Annotated in this window: 20 protein-coding genes and 1 pseudogene; 3 read left to right on the top strand and 18 right to left on the bottom strand. The window is 42.8% G+C overall.

Translation table 11 applies throughout. The features are described from left to right. Positions 1-72: 72 nt before the first annotated feature. The 8 genes from kdgD to V6B33_RS02220 form a co-directional block, all read right to left on the bottom strand. On the bottom strand, positions 73-1014 hold the full coding sequence (gene kdgD, locus V6B33_RS02255) for a 5-dehydro-4-deoxyglucarate dehydratase (protein ID WP_334216110.1): 942 nt from the start codon (positions 1012-1014) through the stop codon (positions 73-75). Positions 1015-1183: 169 nt separating this feature from the next. Further along, on the bottom strand, positions 1184-2164 hold the full coding sequence (locus tag V6B33_RS02250) for a tripartite tricarboxylate transporter substrate binding protein (protein WP_334216109.1): 981 nt from the start codon (positions 2162-2164) through the stop codon (positions 1184-1186). 66 nt (positions 2165-2230) lie between these two features. Then, positions 2231-3739, bottom strand: coding sequence for a tripartite tricarboxylate transporter permease (locus V6B33_RS02245; RefSeq protein WP_334216108.1), 1509 nt, complete (start codon positions 3737-3739; stop codon positions 2231-2233). A 10-nt stretch (positions 3740-3749) separates the two neighbouring features. Further along, the gene (locus tag V6B33_RS02240) at positions 3750-4256 is read right to left on the bottom strand and encodes a tripartite tricarboxylate transporter TctB family protein (RefSeq protein WP_334216107.1); all 507 of its coding nucleotides are present in this window, start codon (positions 4254-4256) and stop codon (positions 3750-3752) included. A 24-nt stretch (positions 4257-4280) separates the two neighbouring features. Continuing rightward, the gene (locus tag V6B33_RS02235) at positions 4281-5294 is read right to left on the bottom strand and encodes a mannonate dehydratase (RefSeq protein WP_334216106.1); all 1014 of its coding nucleotides are present in this window, start codon (positions 5292-5294) and stop codon (positions 4281-4283) included. Between the two features lie 206 nt (positions 5295-5500). After that, on the bottom strand, positions 5501-6205 hold the full coding sequence (locus tag V6B33_RS02230; RefSeq protein WP_334216105.1) for a FadR/GntR family transcriptional regulator: 705 nt from the start codon (positions 6203-6205) through the stop codon (positions 5501-5503). Positions 6206-6389: 184 nt separating this feature from the next. Then, entirely contained in the window at positions 6390-6575 is a 186-nt protein-coding gene (locus V6B33_RS02225; protein WP_334216104.1) for a hypothetical protein, read from the bottom strand. A 21-nt stretch (positions 6576-6596) separates the two neighbouring features. Beyond that, the gene (locus V6B33_RS02220; protein WP_334216103.1) at positions 6597-6755 is read right to left on the bottom strand and encodes a hypothetical protein; all 159 of its coding nucleotides are present in this window, start codon (positions 6753-6755) and stop codon (positions 6597-6599) included. Positions 6756-6862: 107 nt separating this feature from the next. Here V6B33_RS02220 and V6B33_RS02215 point away from each other — a divergent pair, with 107 nt between their 5' ends. Both V6B33_RS02215 and V6B33_RS02210 read left to right on the top strand, forming a co-directional pair. Further along, complete coding sequence (locus V6B33_RS02215) at positions 6863-7306, top strand: NUDIX hydrolase (RefSeq protein WP_442915438.1); 444 nt, start codon at positions 6863-6865, stop codon at positions 7304-7306. Positions 7307-7328: 22 nt separating this feature from the next. Further along, positions 7329-7811 carry a GNAT family N-acetyltransferase gene (locus V6B33_RS02210; protein WP_334216101.1) on the top strand — a complete coding sequence of 161 codons (483 nt, stop codon included), beginning with the start codon at positions 7329-7331 and terminating at the stop codon, positions 7809-7811. An 85-nt stretch (positions 7812-7896) separates the two neighbouring features. On the opposite strand, the gene V6B33_RS02205 is transcribed toward V6B33_RS02210, so the two are convergent. The 4 genes from V6B33_RS02205 to V6B33_RS02190 all read right to left on the bottom strand — a co-directional run bounded on the left by V6B33_RS02205 (position 7897) and on the right by V6B33_RS02190 (position 10637). After that, positions 7897-8283 carry a hotdog domain-containing protein gene (locus V6B33_RS02205; protein ID WP_334216100.1) on the bottom strand — a complete coding sequence of 129 codons (387 nt, stop codon included), beginning with the start codon at positions 8281-8283 and terminating at the stop codon, positions 7897-7899. A 28-nt stretch (positions 8284-8311) separates the two neighbouring features. Continuing rightward, on the bottom strand, positions 8312-9088 hold the full coding sequence (locus V6B33_RS02200) for a helix-turn-helix domain-containing protein (protein WP_334216099.1): 777 nt from the start codon (positions 9086-9088) through the stop codon (positions 8312-8314). 26 nt (positions 9089-9114) lie between these two features. Next, positions 9115-9690 carry a LysE family translocator gene (locus V6B33_RS02195; protein WP_334216098.1) on the bottom strand — a complete coding sequence of 192 codons (576 nt, stop codon included), beginning with the start codon at positions 9688-9690 and terminating at the stop codon, positions 9115-9117. A gap of 137 nt (positions 9691-9827) precedes the next feature. Further along, positions 9828-10637 carry a DUF2935 domain-containing protein gene (locus tag V6B33_RS02190; protein ID WP_334216097.1) on the bottom strand — a complete coding sequence of 270 codons (810 nt, stop codon included), beginning with the start codon at positions 10635-10637 and terminating at the stop codon, positions 9828-9830. 232 nt (positions 10638-10869) lie between these two features. On the opposite strand from V6B33_RS02190, the gene V6B33_RS02185 reads away from it, so the two are divergent. Beyond that, positions 10870-11187: a hypothetical protein gene (locus V6B33_RS02185; protein WP_334216096.1), complete on the top strand. Its 318-nt coding sequence runs from the start codon at positions 10870-10872 to the stop codon at positions 11185-11187. Positions 11188-11273: 86 nt separating this feature from the next. On the opposite strand, the gene V6B33_RS02180 is transcribed toward V6B33_RS02185, so the two are convergent. From V6B33_RS02180 to V6B33_RS02155, 6 genes and pseudogenes are all read right to left on the bottom strand, one after another. Continuing rightward, positions 11274-11870 (bottom strand): flavin reductase family protein, encoded by a 597-nt coding sequence (locus V6B33_RS02180; protein ID WP_334216095.1) that lies wholly within the window; start codon positions 11868-11870, stop codon positions 11274-11276. Between the two features lie 28 nt (positions 11871-11898). Next, positions 11899-13092, bottom strand: a pseudogene (locus V6B33_RS02175) (MFS transporter). A 62-nt stretch (positions 13093-13154) separates the two neighbouring features. Further along, positions 13155-14660: a sodium:solute symporter family protein gene (locus V6B33_RS02170; RefSeq protein WP_334216094.1), complete on the bottom strand. Its 1506-nt coding sequence runs from the start codon at positions 14658-14660 to the stop codon at positions 13155-13157. A gap of 3 nt (positions 14661-14663) precedes the next feature. Next, a complete protein-coding gene (locus V6B33_RS02165; RefSeq protein ID WP_334216093.1) occupies positions 14664-14915 on the bottom strand; it encodes a hypothetical protein in 252 nt (83 codons plus the stop codon). A gap of 321 nt (positions 14916-15236) precedes the next feature. Beyond that, positions 15237-15383, bottom strand: a complete 147-nt coding sequence (locus V6B33_RS02160) for a hypothetical protein (protein WP_334216092.1) — start codon at positions 15381-15383, stop codon at positions 15237-15239. An 11-nt stretch (positions 15384-15394) separates the two neighbouring features. After that, positions 15395-16597, bottom strand: coding sequence for a CaiB/BaiF CoA transferase family protein (locus V6B33_RS02155; protein WP_334216091.1), 1203 nt, complete (start codon positions 16595-16597; stop codon positions 15395-15397). Positions 16598-16644: the final 47 nt, after the last annotated feature.

Below are 16644 nucleotides of genomic sequence, written 5' to 3'. Positions count from 1 at the left end.
CTCCTTTAATATTCCGTACTACCATAGTCAATTTACAGTCACTTTCTACGAAAAAGGCAACCTACCAATTTTCTAGATTAATTCCTTCGATTCTGACTGTTGAGCAGGGTATCTTTCCAATGTCCTCTCGATGATGGTCTTCAATTGTACATAGTGTTCTTTCTCAACCGGAATACATGGCGGGCGGACTGTATTGGCAACGGGAAGCCCGACAATTTCCATTCCTGCCTTGATCAAAGAAACGGCATACCCTTTACGAGCTTTTCTGATTTGGTTGATTGGAAGGAGTACATTCACATAAATCTCTTTTACAAGCTCTTCATTTCCTTCATTCAGTGCATCGTAATAAAGCCTCGAGACATGCGGAATGTAATTCGACATGGCGGAAGAATAGGAATTGAATCCGATAGAATGATAGGCAGGCATGGTGATTTCCGCGAAAGGCATACCGTTTAACCATTCCACTCTATCCCCAATGGTTTTTGTCAGCTCCAGATTCAATTCCATATTTCCGCAGCCGTCTTTGACACCAACAATCTGCGGCAATTCCTCGATCAGCTTCTGTAATGATGGCAATTGTAAAACGGCGTTATCTCTTTGATAAAGAATCGCAGGCAGACTGCTTTTTTGAATAATGGTCTTGTAGTAGTTGTATAACCCTTCCTGTTCTCCTTCAATGAGATAAGGTGGAAGAATTAAAAATCCGTTCACGCCCAGATTTTCCGACAGCCGGACTTGTTCAATGGCATCTGCAATGTTGCCGCCGACTCCAGAGTAGACCGGCACTCTTCCATTCGTAATAGAAACCGCCACTTCAACCATCGTTTGATATTCAGCTTTATTCAATGCATGAAATTCACCTGAACCACAGGCAATGAAAATCGATGACAGTCCTTCTTTAATCAGGAAATTGATATTCTTAGCTAATGCTTTCTCATCAATCTCACCGCTTTCAGTGTAAGGTGCAGTAGGGAAACCTAAAATTCCAGTTGGTGCTTTCCTTTTCTTAATCAAACCGCTCATTCCCTTCATAGATAGACAGCATATTCGTTTATTTGTCTTACAATTAAATTAAAATGAAAGACAATGGTCATTGTGTGTCAACTTCCTATTGAAAAAATGTTCATTACCTGTTATTTTTTGAAAAATAGATGCCCATAAAACCTTTGCCTATGGATTTCAGTTATTCCTTATTTAATTCGATATATTTTTCCTCAGCCTTTTTCATATACGCATTCGCTTCTTCTGGATTCAAGTATGTCGGGGTTACAAGGAATTTCTCTGCCTCTTTGACATACTTTTCGTTATTGACCACTTTCTCAACAGCCTTGGAAAATGCATCTACGATCTTATCCGGCGTATCCGGGTTGAAGCCATAGAAGAAAAACTTTTCAAACTCACTGTTTACACCTTGCTCGGCAAATGTAGGGACATCCGGCATTAGGTCAACCCTCTCGCTTGCCATGATTCCGAGTGATCTCATGTCTCCTGATTCAACATAGTCTTTCACCAGACCTAATGATGTAGGGACGATATCTACATGACCGCCCAATAATGCTGTCACTTTTTCAGAGGCGCCACCTACATCGACGATATTCAACTCGATATTCTGGTCTTTTTGCAAAGCTAATAATTGAAGATGTGTGAACCCGCCAACTTCTGTTGCAATGGAAACCTCTCCTGGATTGGCACGGGCATATTCAACCATGTCCTGCAGATCCTTAAACTTAGAATCTCCACTCACCATGAAGGTATTACCCTGGTCTAATACAGCAATTCCAGCCAGTTTAAAAGTATCATAGCTGTCTTCGGTCAGACCCAGTATTCTGTTTAACAATAAGGAGTTATGGAAGAATAGAACCGTATGACCATCGGCCTCTGCATCGAGCACTTCATTGGCACCGACTGTACCGCCTGCTCCAGTTACATTCGAAATGACAACCGGCTGACCCAGTTCTTCTTCAAGGTACTTACCAAGCAGTCTTGCATTCGCGTCAGTATCCCCGCCCGCTCCGGCAGGCACGACAACCGTTATCGGTTTCGTTGGGTAATCACTTGCCTCAACCTCTTTACTGCCTGAACTTGTGTCAGAGCATCCCGCCAACACCGTGGCAAACACCAGCAACGTTACAGCAAACAAAATACCTTTAAATGAATTCTTCATACTTTACCTCCCAGATTTATTATTTCAATAGGATTCTTCCTATTAAAATCAACGTTCTTCCTTGCGTTACAAACTGATTGTATGATTAGAATCATGATCCCGCTTTTTCTTGTAATTGCTTCTGATTTTAAATAATACAGACAACAACGCTAAAGTCAGGAATACAGCAGCAATAGGCTCTGTTAAAAACGGTGTGAAATCACCCTTCGAATACATTAGCCCTCTTCGCAGATTTGTTTCTGCAAGCGGTCCTAATATAAAACCAAGAATGACCGGTGTAATCGGAAAGTGAAACTTCAGCATGGCATAACCGAGAATTCCAAAGAATAATAGAGCGCCTGCATCAAATAATCGGTTATTCACTCCAATAGCCCCGACAACACAGAGAACGAGAATGATTGGAAGAAGGATATACTGAGGAATGCTCAATACTTTCGTAAATATTCTCATTCCCCAGAACAACATAGCGATCATAAAGAAGTTCGCGATGATCAAGGCAGCAAATATGCCATAAACCACATCTCCATTATTTTCGATAAGCAATGGCCCCGGACTCAGCCCATGTAGAATTAATCCACCAAGAAGCAAAGCTGTAACAGTATCACCTGGAATTCCCAATGAAATCAATGGAACGAGTGCTCCCCCGACTGCGGCATTATTTGCAGACTCGGAAGCCACAACTCCATCTGGAATCCCTTTCCCGAATTCATCAGACTTCTTCGATTGGTTCTTTGCTGTGACATAAGCGATAATATTCGCTGTACCGCCGCCTATACCAGGCAGGATACCGATTCCGATCCCGATTAATGAAGACCTTAAACCATTCCACCCCTGTTTGAAAAAATCTTTCAATGAAAATCCAAAGCCTTTTAATTTATATTGGACGGATTGACCTTTTTTCAGTTTCGTCTCAGAAGATTTAATGATTTCGGAGACAGCAAACAATCCAATCAATACAGGAAGCAATTGAAATCCTGCATTCAGATCTTTAAATCCGAACGTAAATCGCGGGAATGCATCAATCGGCGCTGAACCTACCATGGCCAGGGCAATTCCAAGCAATCCGCTCAATAGTCCTTTGATCAGCGACCCGCCTGATAAGCTGGATATCATCGTCAAGGCAAAAATTGTAATGGCAAAATATTCAAAAGGTCCGAATTCAAGGGCCAGCTTTGCCAATGGAGGAGCAAGTAACATCAAAACGATGATACTCAGTAAACCACCAAGAAAAGAAAACAAAATCGCATAGCCGAAAGCCGGTCCCGCCTGCCCTTTTTTGGCCATTGGGAACCCATCGAATGTGGTGGCGATGGACGATGGAGTTCCTGGAAGATTCAACAGGATTGCAGGAACCAATCCACCCGATACTCCCCCTATGTATAGTCCCATCAGTAAAGACATGGCGGCGATTGGTTCCATGCCAAACGTGATCGGCAGGGTGATGGCAATGGCCATTGTCGCAGTCAAACCGGGAATGGAACCGAAGATCAATCCAAGTGCGACCCCTCCGAGAATGTAAGCGATCGTCTTAATCGTTAATACCGAGGCAAACCCTTCTAGAATTAACTCAAACATACAAACCCCCCTATCCTAAAATTCCTGCTGGCAGCATTAAAAAGAAAATCGATTTGAAAATAAAATAAACAACTACGGATGTAACCACCGATGTAACAAGAAATATTGGAATTTTCCTTTCCTTCTTATCAGCCAACAAATACATTTGGGCAAACAGATAGACCACAGTCGTGATCAGAAAACCGATGATTGGCAGCAAAGCAACATACAGAACCAATAAACCAACCGTAGCAAAAACGGACAAAGGACTTATCTTCTTCTTTTCCTTTTGATCTCCATCATCCTCTTGCTCAAGCTCCCCTGTTTCCCCGCCGTTTGAACCTTTCAATTGTTTAATAGAATTGATCAAATAGAATACACTCAGAATGAAAATGCCGATCGCAACCAGCTTCGGAGCAAAGTCTGCTCCCACTTTAGAAACCGTCAGCTTCATAATATTGTTCGATGCCGCGTACATTACGGCTGAAAAGAGTATCAAGAAAGCGCTTGCAACTATATCCTTGTTGACCCTGATCATAAACTCCCACCTTCCCCTGTTTTTCTATCCTTCGAACTCCACAAGTGCCGCAAGCAGCGCTTTAATGTATCCGATTGAATAGGCGAAACCAACGCTGCCGTAGCTCCACCCGATATTCGAATGGGCCCAGTTTCCATCTAGATCCGGTTGATCTCCCTCCATCATCGGGACATGATCCGGATTCAGACAGCCTTTATAGCCTACTTTGCGAAGCTCAAGGAGAATTTTAAACATATTCATATCCCCATCATCCAATAAGGCTTCTTCAAAGGCTCCAGCTGTAGGAAGGCTACCCCGTACATTTCGGAAATGGACCAGGAAAATCCGGTCTTTTCTGCCATAATGATTGATCTCATTTAGTACCAACTGGCTTCCGCCTTCTTCAGCCCGGGTTCCTGCACAGTAGATGTAACCCACGTTTTTGCTGGGGAATTCATCCATAATCCGGCGATACCCCAGTCCTCCAAACGGTGTATCATGATTCGGAGAGTCCGAAGGATGCATGCCTAAGTTCACATCATAGTCTTCGCAAACCGGAACAAGCTTCGAATAGGCATCCCGGAATCGTCCCCACCATTTTTCATGTTCTTCCAGAGTAGGAGTTTCATAAGTCTCTTTATTGAATCCCAGACTTTCTCCGCGGGCGATCGCTCCACCCCTTTGCCTTGCCTGATAACTTTTCGTCATATAATTGAAGGTATCTCCTGCAAACCTCTGCCGGACAATCTTGATGCCCGCTTCCCCAAATACTTTTACCGCTTGTACAGAGCTTTCCAGCTCCGCTTCACTTCCCTCTTCAGCATCCATGAAAGACTTTGAAAGATCAGGCAATGTTACGCGATTAATATCCAATCCGAAAGAGCGGATTTTACGCTTCATCTTTAACAATTCATCCAGATCGGGGAATCCCTGCTCTTTCACCCCTGGAAACGAAGAACCCGTACCAAAGTCAACACAATCCACCCCTAATTGGCACATCTGTCTCAATTCATTATCCGTTAAATCAAATTTAGTCGTTGTCACTGATACCTTCATCATTGAAAAGTCCCCCTTCTGACTTTTATTAAGAATCCGCTTACATTTTCATGTTTTTAATTGTAAGACAAATAAAAATGTGAGTCAATATAAAATTTTTAATTTTCTAAAATTAAAATTAAACAAAAAAAACCGAATAAAGATATTTTCTTTATTCGGGCAGCTCTTCCTATTAATTGTTCGTTGAGTTTACTATTTCAATAAAATTATTATTCAGCTTTAAACCTTTTCATTGCTTTCTTTCTGACAAAATCAAGGTGACGATACATCGCTGCGTATGCCTCGATTGGATCGCGCTTCTCAAGAGCATTATATATATCCACATGATACTCGATCGTTTGAGCCAAATTACGATCCTCTAGAGGAATCTGCTCCAGCACCTTTTGATGGAAGCTTTGCAGAGGGTCAATAATCGCCTCAAATAAAGGTATTTTAGCAGCAAGGGCAATCGCTTTATGAAATTCTTTATCCACTTCGGAGGAATCCTCCGTAGGCAAACCTCTCATCTCTTCAATCAAATCTCTTAATCTCGCCAGGTCAGCATCCGTAATTTTTTCAGCTGCCATTGTAATCAATCCCAATTCCAATGCAACCCTCGTCTCAATAATTGAAACAAAGTCCGTGGATGAAAGCGCTAACATCATTGAGAACGGCTTAGAACCTACCTTTTCTGCAAAGAAGGTACCATTTCTGGTCTTCCTATTCACGATCCCCAGCACTTCCAACGACGTCATCGCTTCTCTGATCACCGGCCGGCTTACATCACAAATCTCCATTAATTCCAGCTCAGACGGTATGCGATCCCCTGGTTTAAACTTCCCGCTTGTCAACAGCCCGATGATCTCATCAATAACCTGGTTCGATAACGTTTTCCTGCTCAGGGATTTAATATCTATACTCTTCGAATTTTCCACATCTTCTCCCTCTTTCCAACAAGACTCTATGCGAATATAATTTGTAAGACAATTTTACTAAAGATTCGAAAATTGTCAAGATTAGATATTATAGAGTATGTTGGAGGAGATGCGTGCCACACTTCATTTCAGAGAAGTGGCAATAACTTTCTTGGTGGCGAGTGTTGTAATTTGGAACATTATGTTAAAAATCTAAATCATTGATCATTTTGGCAAGAATATCTTTCATATCGGCAAAATAGTTCTTTATATCAGCAAGGATAATCCAAATGCCGGCAAAATTAGAGCGGAAACCGGCTAGATTATGACCTTTCACCTGCTCAGGTCCTTCAAAATAGCCAATTTCATCGACTAAGTGCCGTTTCGGCATGTTCAACAATCATTACGGCTTTCAATCGGAGTCAATCCTGCCAGAACGGACAATAATCCTGCCGAATACATCACTATTACTGCCGATCTTAGACCAATTCCTGTCAAGATTCGCATTAATCCTGCCTAAATTCAATTTAATTCTGCCTTTTAACAAATTATACCAATCCATTCCATTCATATCGCTCTTCCCCCATCAAACAAGGAATAAAACCACTTTCTATGGAATTATATATACAAATGCTCCATGGAACAAAATGATGAAAAAATGTAAGGGGGATGAAGTTTTTGAGAAACAGAAGCTCTGTTATATTAATAGAACATGATAAAGTCGCTTTAATTAAAAGAATAAGAGATGGATCCATTTACTATGTATTTCCCGGCGGTGGAATTGAAGATGGAGAAACACCTGCAGAGGGTGCAAAAAGAGAAGCGTTAGAGGAGTTAGGGATAGAAGTAAACGTGAAAGAATGCATTTCAGAAGTGGACTTTAACGGAACCCAATATTTTTTTCTGACTGAATGGAAATCAGGAACATTTGGAACGGGGCAGGGTGAAGAATTCACAGTCGTTCAAAGAAACAGAGGAATTTACCTGCCGGTGTGGGTGGATATCGATGAACTGCCATCAATTGACGTTAGACCGAGAGAAGCGGCTTTGATTGTTCAATCCTTGTTTAAAAATGAGCGAGAGTCCGAACTAATAGCCGGAGAAAAAAGGAAATTCCAGTAAAGATATATAGAGAGGGATCAAAATGAACATCATACCATCTGAAAACCTGCACAAAAATAAAATCATTAATTTCTTTACCACCTACTGGGGGAGCCCGAAGATGGTGATTTCGAGCGGTATATTTGATTGCTCGGCGTTGGACGGCTTTGCCATTTTAAATGTGGAAGACCAAATTATTGGAATGATAACCTATGTCTTAAACCAGAATGAATGTGAGGTGATTTCACTAGATAGTTTAGAAGAAGGCAAAGGAATTGGCTCCTCCCTCCTTCAAAAAGTTGAACGCACAGCTGCTCAACACAAATGCGACCGTGTAAAATTGATCACGACAAATGATAATTTGTCTGCATTGAAGTTCTACCAAAAGAGAGGCTTCCAGTTGGTGAAAATACATAAAAATGCTGTACAGAAAGCAAGGGAGTTAAAACCGGAAATCCCGTTGATAGGGAATGATGGGATTCCGTTAAGAGATGAGATTGAGCTTGAAAAGGTCTTGAAGAAGTAAAAACACTGGCCATCAACAAATTCAACAACCCGCACCAACGTACGTTATGACACGCCGGGACGGGCTAATGAATTGGGCTATCGGACTATTCCTCTGTTAAAATCACTCCTGAAAAATTTCCGCTCAGGACCAGTTTACCGTGTTGGTTTGTGCATAGGAACGCGGCCATGATGGATACTTTCTTATGATCCTTTCGCTCCAGTTGTTCAATGGTCACTTCGCAGCTGATCGTATCTCCCGTAAAGACGGGTCTCAAGAATTCAAAGTTCATGGTCCGGGCCAGTACACTGTAATCTCCGCCAATTTTTGTTGGTAATGTTGCCGTTAATAAACCCTGCACCACCAATCTCCCTTGTTCATCAGGGTTCGTATGGTGATTCCCTTCATCCAATGATACTTTTGTGAAACGTTCCACAACTTGCTTTGTGAATGTCCGTTCAAAGCGGATTTTCTCTCCAGCGGTCAACTTCAATGTAAACACTCCCTGGATTTGTTTTTCCTCAATGCATCTGCGTCATATATTCAAATGCTGTAATCCCATATACTCGTTTAAAATGTTTATTCAAATGCGTCAAATCAACAAAATCACATTCAGCGACTGTTGCATACACATCCCGGTTTTTATCGATAGATTGCTTCGCGCGTTCGATTTTACGGCTGAGGAAGTATTGATAGGGTGTGATGCCGGTATGGGATTTGAATAATCGGATGAATTGGTATTTTGATAGATGAAGTTCTCTACTTATCTCTTCCAGTTTAAGTCCATTACCTGACTCGGAATGGAGAATGTCTTTTGCTTTACTGATGAGTGTGTGATCCTTCTTCAATTCTACGGAAAGTTCCGGTTGGATAAGGTGATCTGTGAGAGACAGAAGTAATTCACTGCACAAAGCCTCACTTTGTTCGGTTACAATGGCATCGGCCAGACGCAATACCCGGTGTTCGAGATCCGTATCGTAAACGATGGGAGTCGAGAAACGGACAATATCCTTTTTCCGGGTAACCTCCAGAAGCAACTGCGGGTCTATGTACAGCATCACATAATCGAGGCCTTCCTCATTATACGCCATCCCGTCATGTGCCTGTTCAGGGTTAAATAACATCACGCCGCTCGGATAGGACAATTGAACACCGCCGTCCAAGGTATAGTGTTGAATCCCGCGCAAGGTCACACCAATGGCATACTCCTGATGATAATGCTTTTTATATTTAAAATCAGTGATACTTGCAGACAGCGCTGTTATTCCAGCTGCCTTCTTATAAATAAACTGTTCCACTTCATTCACCTCTTCCAAACACGTTCCTATGCCCAGATCATGACCGTCGCATATACTAAACTTAATGCCATTATGACATTCACAATTCTGCTGTGCTTTTGTAAAAAGGGCCTGAAGACCGCTCCGAAAAGAACCCATGTCACAAATGCGAGAAACCCAATGATGGTTACCATTATAACATTTACTGATATGGCAGGCATGCCGGTATAGTAGGGCAGAACGAAGCTTGGAATGACAGTCAATGTAAATAAAACCACCTTCGGATTTAAAAACTGCATAAGGAAACCCGAGATAAACGTCCCTGTTTTATTATCAGTTTGTTTGGCTGTATCCATTTTATAGATTTGATAAGAAAGATATAACATATAAATGGTCCCGATTATCTGCATCCCAATCAAGATTCTAGGTATGACCGTAATCAGGACAGTATTCAACAAAGCTGACAGTCCAAGTAATAAGCCAAAAGCAATCGTTGCCCCATACGTATATTCCATTGCTTTCTTCGATCCCTGATTATGTACTGTCGATAATATTACGATATTCGTAGGTCCCGGTGTAAACGTCACAACAAAACAATAGATGATAAAAGATGTATAGTCCAAGATGAAAACCCCTTTCAATGTTTTCATCTAACTATACATCTGAAATTCTGGCGGTATATAGTATATTATTGCAACGAGTCACGGGACAGGTTCCGTGGCTCGTTGCTATGAATGGGTCGACGTACCCTTTGCTCTCATCAATAGGGATCTTTCGTGCGCGGCTTGCCCGGATCGCAATCCGGCTCCTTTCCTTCAGTGGATTCCGCTAACTTAATCAAATAATAGCATTCTTCCCTTGCCATGTGATCAGCCATTAAGCCGGAAAGCGTCCCAAGTACCTCTTCCGAAAGCTCCATCTCTTCAATTTCTTTAAGAAAGGTTCTGAACAAGCGCATTTCCACTTCGACATCCTGATTAAAGCGGTGAAGGGCAGGGAATTCACTTAAATTTGTCCGCAAATATCCGGTCAACTCTACGGCTTTTAAGTAAAACTGTTCAAAGTGTTTGCCGAATTCCATGCTTTTCTTTTTCAGCCTTTTTTCTACGCCATCCAGTTCATCATGAATCGCTCCCGCATGGCCGCCGGCATCAAGCAGCCAAAGCATATGATGATGCAGCTCATGATAGACAGGAGGGGCTTCACCCTTACTTAAATAACTGATTACGAGTAAGTATTCTTCTAGCTCATTCACCATATGATTGATGAACGTCGGAGATAAATGGATCCCCACTTTCCCTTGCAATTGATCCTTCATGATCGACAGTTTAAATTCACGCATTTTCTTTACAACGGCATCTACTTCCATAGAAAACTGCTTAAAATCACGAATATTCCCTTTACGTACGGATTCTAAGTATCGATCAAACACTGTGACAAATTCTTTGGCACGATTGATTTTATCGGTCTGGGATGGATACAGCGAATCCCGGATAAATCTCGCGTGATCCCCTAATACCTGCAGCCAAAATGTATGTTCAAACACGGCACTACTCTCAAAATTCTTCATCCTCTTCCCCCTCTTTTTTTAAATCCTATAAATATATATGGAGGAGTTGATGTATTAAGAAGTCTAATGATTGTTTTGACATGAAAATAAGCGGCGGGGACAGGACGCGGCACGTTTTTGCTATAGAAACGAGGAGAGTCGGGTAATTAAACTCTTTAGACTGGGTGGGTTTTCCAATCATTATATTTATAGTAAAATTAACCAAATAATACGTATCCACGAGGGGATCTCTATGAACGAAATAAAACAAGCTCTACTTAAACTCACCGAACTCTTCACCCTCCTTGCTGCCGGATTTCTTGTCACTTTCTACATATTAAAACCTGCTTACGAAAGTTCCGGCATTCAATTTATTGGGAATGTATGGGTGAATTGGTTTGGAGTCACTTATCTTTTATTTGTTTTTTACACGCTGATTGCCGGTTTGTTGTTAGTAAAGGAAAGTATGCTCTACAAACAGAGAATGTCATCGGTCTTCTTTTGGCTCTTATTCATCGGTTCAAATTATGTGGTGTTTGTTCCGTTTCTGAGAGGGGAGAATCCGTTTTGATCATAGATCATTCAGGAAAAGCATAAGACCAGGTTCTCGTTCTGCCCAAACAGACAGGGGAACCTGGTCCTTCATACCTTCTCTCTTCACCTGGGCAGTTGAAAAAAAGAACTCATTTCACTATAATTACCTGCCAGCCTTCCAAGCGGCTGCAGTCTGTCCAGGTTGATTTTGTAGTTTCCAAGATAGTACTCTTCTTCTATGTGATAACGCAGCATTCGGCCAATGATTAAGTGGTCACTTCCAAGTTGAATGATTTGGTCGAGCTTGCATTCCATTTGGATTGGTGCTTCTTTAACTCGTTTTGGTTGTACGACGACGCTGTCAACAGGCGTAACACCTGCAGCTTCAAATTCATTGACGCGGCTCGGAAGATTTTCTGCACTTTTTTGCATTGCATTGCCGAGAAATGTTGGAACGACGTTGATGACGAATTCCTTTTGCCCCCGGATATTGACCAGGGTATCCTTTTCGGTTCCTTCTCTCTCCCCTACACCAGGGCCAATAGAAATCGAGAGCATAGGAGGATTCCTTGAAGCTACTGAGAAAAAACTAAACGGGGCCAGGTTCAATTCACCCTCATCGGATATAGTAGACACCCACGCAATGGGTCTTGGGACAACCGACCCGCTCAGTAACTTATAAACTTGCTTTTCATTAAGCTCAGCAGGATTAAATTCCACTTTCCATTCTCCTTCCATCTCAATCCAGTTATAGTACTATACTTCTTTTCTCCTTCATCTCCAAGGATAGCAGCAGTAACAGTGTGAATACGAGTATCATGATGCCGGCGATCATCATCCAGCCTGCAGTGAAGCTGCCGAAGTGATCAACAATGAATCCGAAGATCGGAGGCAGGGTAATGACGCCTATAGAACCAAGCGTAATGCTAAACCCGCTCGAAAGGCCGGAGTATTCAGGGTCTACCACCTCGCTTGCGACATTCATCCAGATTGCATTAAAGCCGGATATGGCAAATCCAAACACCATCGTAATCGGGATCATGACCCAAAATGAGGTATACGATGGAATCAATGCCAGCGTCATACTCGATAACCCGGCTATCCCCGAAATCATCATCAGGATCATGACCCGCCTGCCGTTAAATAAACGGTCACTAATCATTCCCCACACAATCCTTCCGACTGATCCACAAACTTCTGAAATGACCAGCAGCACACCTGATAAAAGAAGGGAAAGATGCAAATATTCGTAACAGAAGATAACAATATAGGTCACTAAACACAACTGAGATCCACTCAATCCCATGGCGCTGATGCTTACAAGCATGAGTGGTTTATTCCTCATCATGTTGAGCATGCTGCGATAAAAAGAAGACAGGTTCTGAGTCTCCATATTTGTTTTCTTGATAGAATCATGATAATAGGAATAAGAGACAATCCCCCCAATGATGAGAAGAACACAAGCAATGGCTACGACATGCCTCCATCCATATATACCTGCCAGGGGCAGAAGAACGAGCCCTGCTAATGCTGAACCCGAGGTAATTCCGGTTTACTTAATACCCATTGCAAATCCCCGCTGTGTACGTGTGAACCAATGAATGATCCCTCTATTGGTAACAGGGTGCATGGCACCATACCCAAGTCCGCCGATGACGACAAGAAGCAGCACTAACCAAAAGTGATGAGAAAGGGTCATGATGATAAAGCTGGTACCTACACATAACGAAATCAGGAGCAATAAATGTTTCGATCCATTCTGATCCGCAACGAAACCGATCGGTATAGAAGAAAGTGCCTGGCCCAGGAAAAGGGCGGCAGGCAGCATTCCAATCTGGGATTTACTTAACGAGAGATCTTCTCCGATCAGCACACCTAAAGGACCGACACTTCTCCCGATAAAAGCAACAAGTAATTGGGCAAGAAGCAGGCAGAGTAACATTCTCCAAGGTTCACTAATGACATTCCGGCTGATCTGTTGATGTTCTGGAATCATCCTTCGTCTTATGCCTTCACATTCAGAGACAGCGGTTCTTCTTCAGCAATCGACTGTCTGCTTGAAACAGGGACCAGCAGGGATCCTGCTACACAAATAAAGAAGTTCAAGGATAACCCAATGACCCCGCCGTGGATTCCATATACGGTTTTATGCCCCGTGAACGTTAAGAGACCCGCAACAATTGCACCGATCAGCATGCCCCAGAATACAGATCGTTTATCAAGCCGCTTCCAATAAAGACCGAGAACAAACGCCGGGAAGACTTGAACCAGCAATTCAAATTTCAAGACAAAGATTTCATATAACGTCCCCGGGGGATTCCACGCAATCCAAAGCAGAAGGAATACAGCGATGATGCCGCCAACTTTTCCGACCATCACTTTCTTGTGTTCTGATGCACCCGGGTTGATAAACTTGCCGTACACGTCATTCGACAGCATGGAAGAAAAGCTCAGTAGTACGGAATCGGCAGTCGAAACTATCGCTGCGACAATCCCGCCGAAGAAGATGATCATCACCCAATAGAAGAATGGATTGATCGCTGCGATATCGTTGGCCATCAGCCCAACAATTTGTTCGGAACCCCCTGTATCAAGGCCGGGATAAAGCATGATTCCGATGATGCCGATGACGAAAACCAACCCTGTCGTAATAGGAGGCATCCATGCCATACGTGAAAAGGACTTTTTCAACGTCTTCTCACTCTGGGCAGAATATATCCTCTGAACAGCATGTGGATAAATACTGGCACCTAATCCAACAAGCAGAAGCATACTGAACCAGTTGACGGATACCTCCATTGGAGGAACGGCTGTTTTAGCTGGCTCCATCTCATTGATATAACGGGTCACATCTCCTAAATTCCCTCCGACCAGATATAATCCTCCAATCAGGAATACAATGATCCCCACCATCAGGATCAACCCTTGCATCACATCCGTGAAAGCGACTGCTTTCATTCCTCCCATCCACTCATAGGCAAGCATGACAAAGATAAATACAAGGACTGCAATCTGATAAGGCACTGTCCCACCTGTCATACCGGAAACGGCTTGACCGATGGCAACCAATTGTTCTAATAAATAATTCCCCAGTCCCCACAGCATGAGGAATATACTAAGAAGTGTGACAGCTTTCGACTTAAATCGATGCTGAATCCAATCTGTAGGAGTGACGAAATTCTTTCGTTTAGCGATGACATAAAGTCTGGGAGCGAATAAAAGATAGATCCCGATGATGATTGTCATGAATGAAATCGACTGAAGCCAGGAAAATCCAGTTCGATATGCAGATGGAGCGTACCCTACAATTGTATTTCCGCTATACTGCGTAGCATAAAGAGTAAAGAACAATGCAATAAACCCTAAATTTCTCCCCGCCAAGTAATATCCGGACAGACTTTTATGTAAGTCCTTTTCCCCTCTTCCGGACAAATACCCAATGATCAGCATGATAATGGCAAATGCCGACAAGATGATAATGCCATCGAGCCCCGCAAATGTTAAATCCATAATTTATTCTCCCCCTTTCATCTGCTCTTCTTCATCTTCAACAATGTTCCATTGACTCACGCATAACCAGCTCAGGTAACCGCATAACGCGATGGAAAAAACAGTAGAAATAAACGCCCATAACGGAAATCCAAGAATGATGGGTTCAACAGCACTTGATGGGAAATACCAAGGGACAATCGCAAGTACAAGCAGCACTAAACCTATCCAGATCCACACCTTCCGAATCGGTTCCTTGATTTGATTATGTTTCATGATTTTCCTCCTATCACTTTTTCAACTTAATATCTTTGAAGGCTAAGATTTCAGCCGATAATGTATTGTGTGATGTTCTTCAAAGGAGTCAATAGCATCTTGATAAGTCAAAGTAGAATCGATTTCATCCAAACCGTTTAAGAGTATTCCTTGTGGTGGCGGTCGTCCCTGCACGCAGGGAACCGCTTACATTTATTTCAAGAGTATTTGATTTATACGGCTTCAGTGTCTGAGTAGCCATACTTGCTCAATTTCACCCGTTCCAATCTCTAAGGTCAATGACCCGAACTTTTCATGAGGGGACGTTAACTTTCTCCACAACTAATCGTTTGACCGGGCTGAGTCAATCCAAGTTGGGGTGCGATACCGTGAACAATTCCTTGGAATTCGCTTTGCAAGTCGAACAGCATCCCGTTCTTCCTGGAAGACATGCTTATTCCAGATCTTTTCGTATAATGTTTCAGCCACCTTTCTTCCCCCTATACGATATTCTCATTCTCCAACTCTTTTAATTGTTCTTCCTTTAGACCTAATAACTGTATATAAATCTCTTCATTGTGCTTACCCATCCGTTCTGCACCTGCTTCCTTGACCTTCCCGGGAGTACGGCTCAGTTTTGGCACAACGCCCGGCATCGGAAATTCGCCCAGCTCAGGGTGTTCCACATTGATGATCATTTCTCTTTCTTTATAGTGAGGGTCCTCCAATATTTCCTTTGCAGTGTAAATCAATCCGGAAGGCACCCCCTTATCTTCAAGGATCTTAAGGGCATCCTGAGCATTGAGGGATTTCGTCCATTCCTCGATTAAAGAATCCAGCAGTTTCATATTTTCTCCTCTGGCATGATGGGTAGAAAATCGTGGATCCTCTCCCAATTCAGGCTGGCCCATAGCTTCACATAACCGTTTAAACACTCCATCGGCATTGGCACCAATAACGATGTACGTTTTATCCAGGGTGAAATAAATATTAGAAGGAGCGACTCCTGGCAAAATATTACCCATTCTCTCGCGGATATAGCCTGCAAGCAGGTAATCCGGTATCAAGCTTTCCATGATGGAAAAGACAGATTCATAGAGAGCCGTATCGACGACCTGACCCTTACCGGATTTCGTTCTCTCATGAACAGCGACAAGGCATCCAATGGTGGCAAACAAAGCCGTAAGCGTATCCCCGACCGAGACCCCGATTCTGGATGGCGGCCGATCTTTAAATCCTGTTACATTCCTCAATCCCCCCATCGCTTCCCCCACACTGCCGAATCCAGCCCGGTCCTTGTAGGGGCCGGTCTGTCCGAACCCGGATGTGCGGACCATGATCAATTTAGGATTGATTTCAGACAATTCTTCATAAGAGAGATTCCATTTTTCCATCGTTCCCGGTCTGAAATTCTCAATGACGATGTCTGCCTGTTTAACCAATTCTTTCAAAAGGTTCTGGCCTTTTTCTTCCCGCAGATTCAAGGTCACTGATTTTTTATTCCTTGATTGGATCGGCCACCATAGGCCGATTCCATCTTTGGATTTCCCCCAATTTCTCATCGGATCGGCTTTTCCAGGTGGTTCCACTTTAATGACTTCTGCTCCAAAGTCAGCCAGCAGCCGTCCACTGAATGGCCCTGCCAGCAATGTTCCAAGTTCGATGACTCTTAACCCTTCTAAAGGTAGCGTATGTTCAGCCAATTCGATCCCTCCTGTTTGAATTTTCTTAATCTTGTATACAAATTTAT

Source organism: Mangrovibacillus sp. Mu-81, from assembly GCF_036867415.1.
GTDB lineage: Bacteria > Bacillota > Bacilli > Bacillales > Bacillaceae_B > Rossellomorea.
The sequence above is the reverse complement of the archived record's forward strand: the minus strand, read 5'-3'. Positions and strand labels throughout refer to the sequence as shown.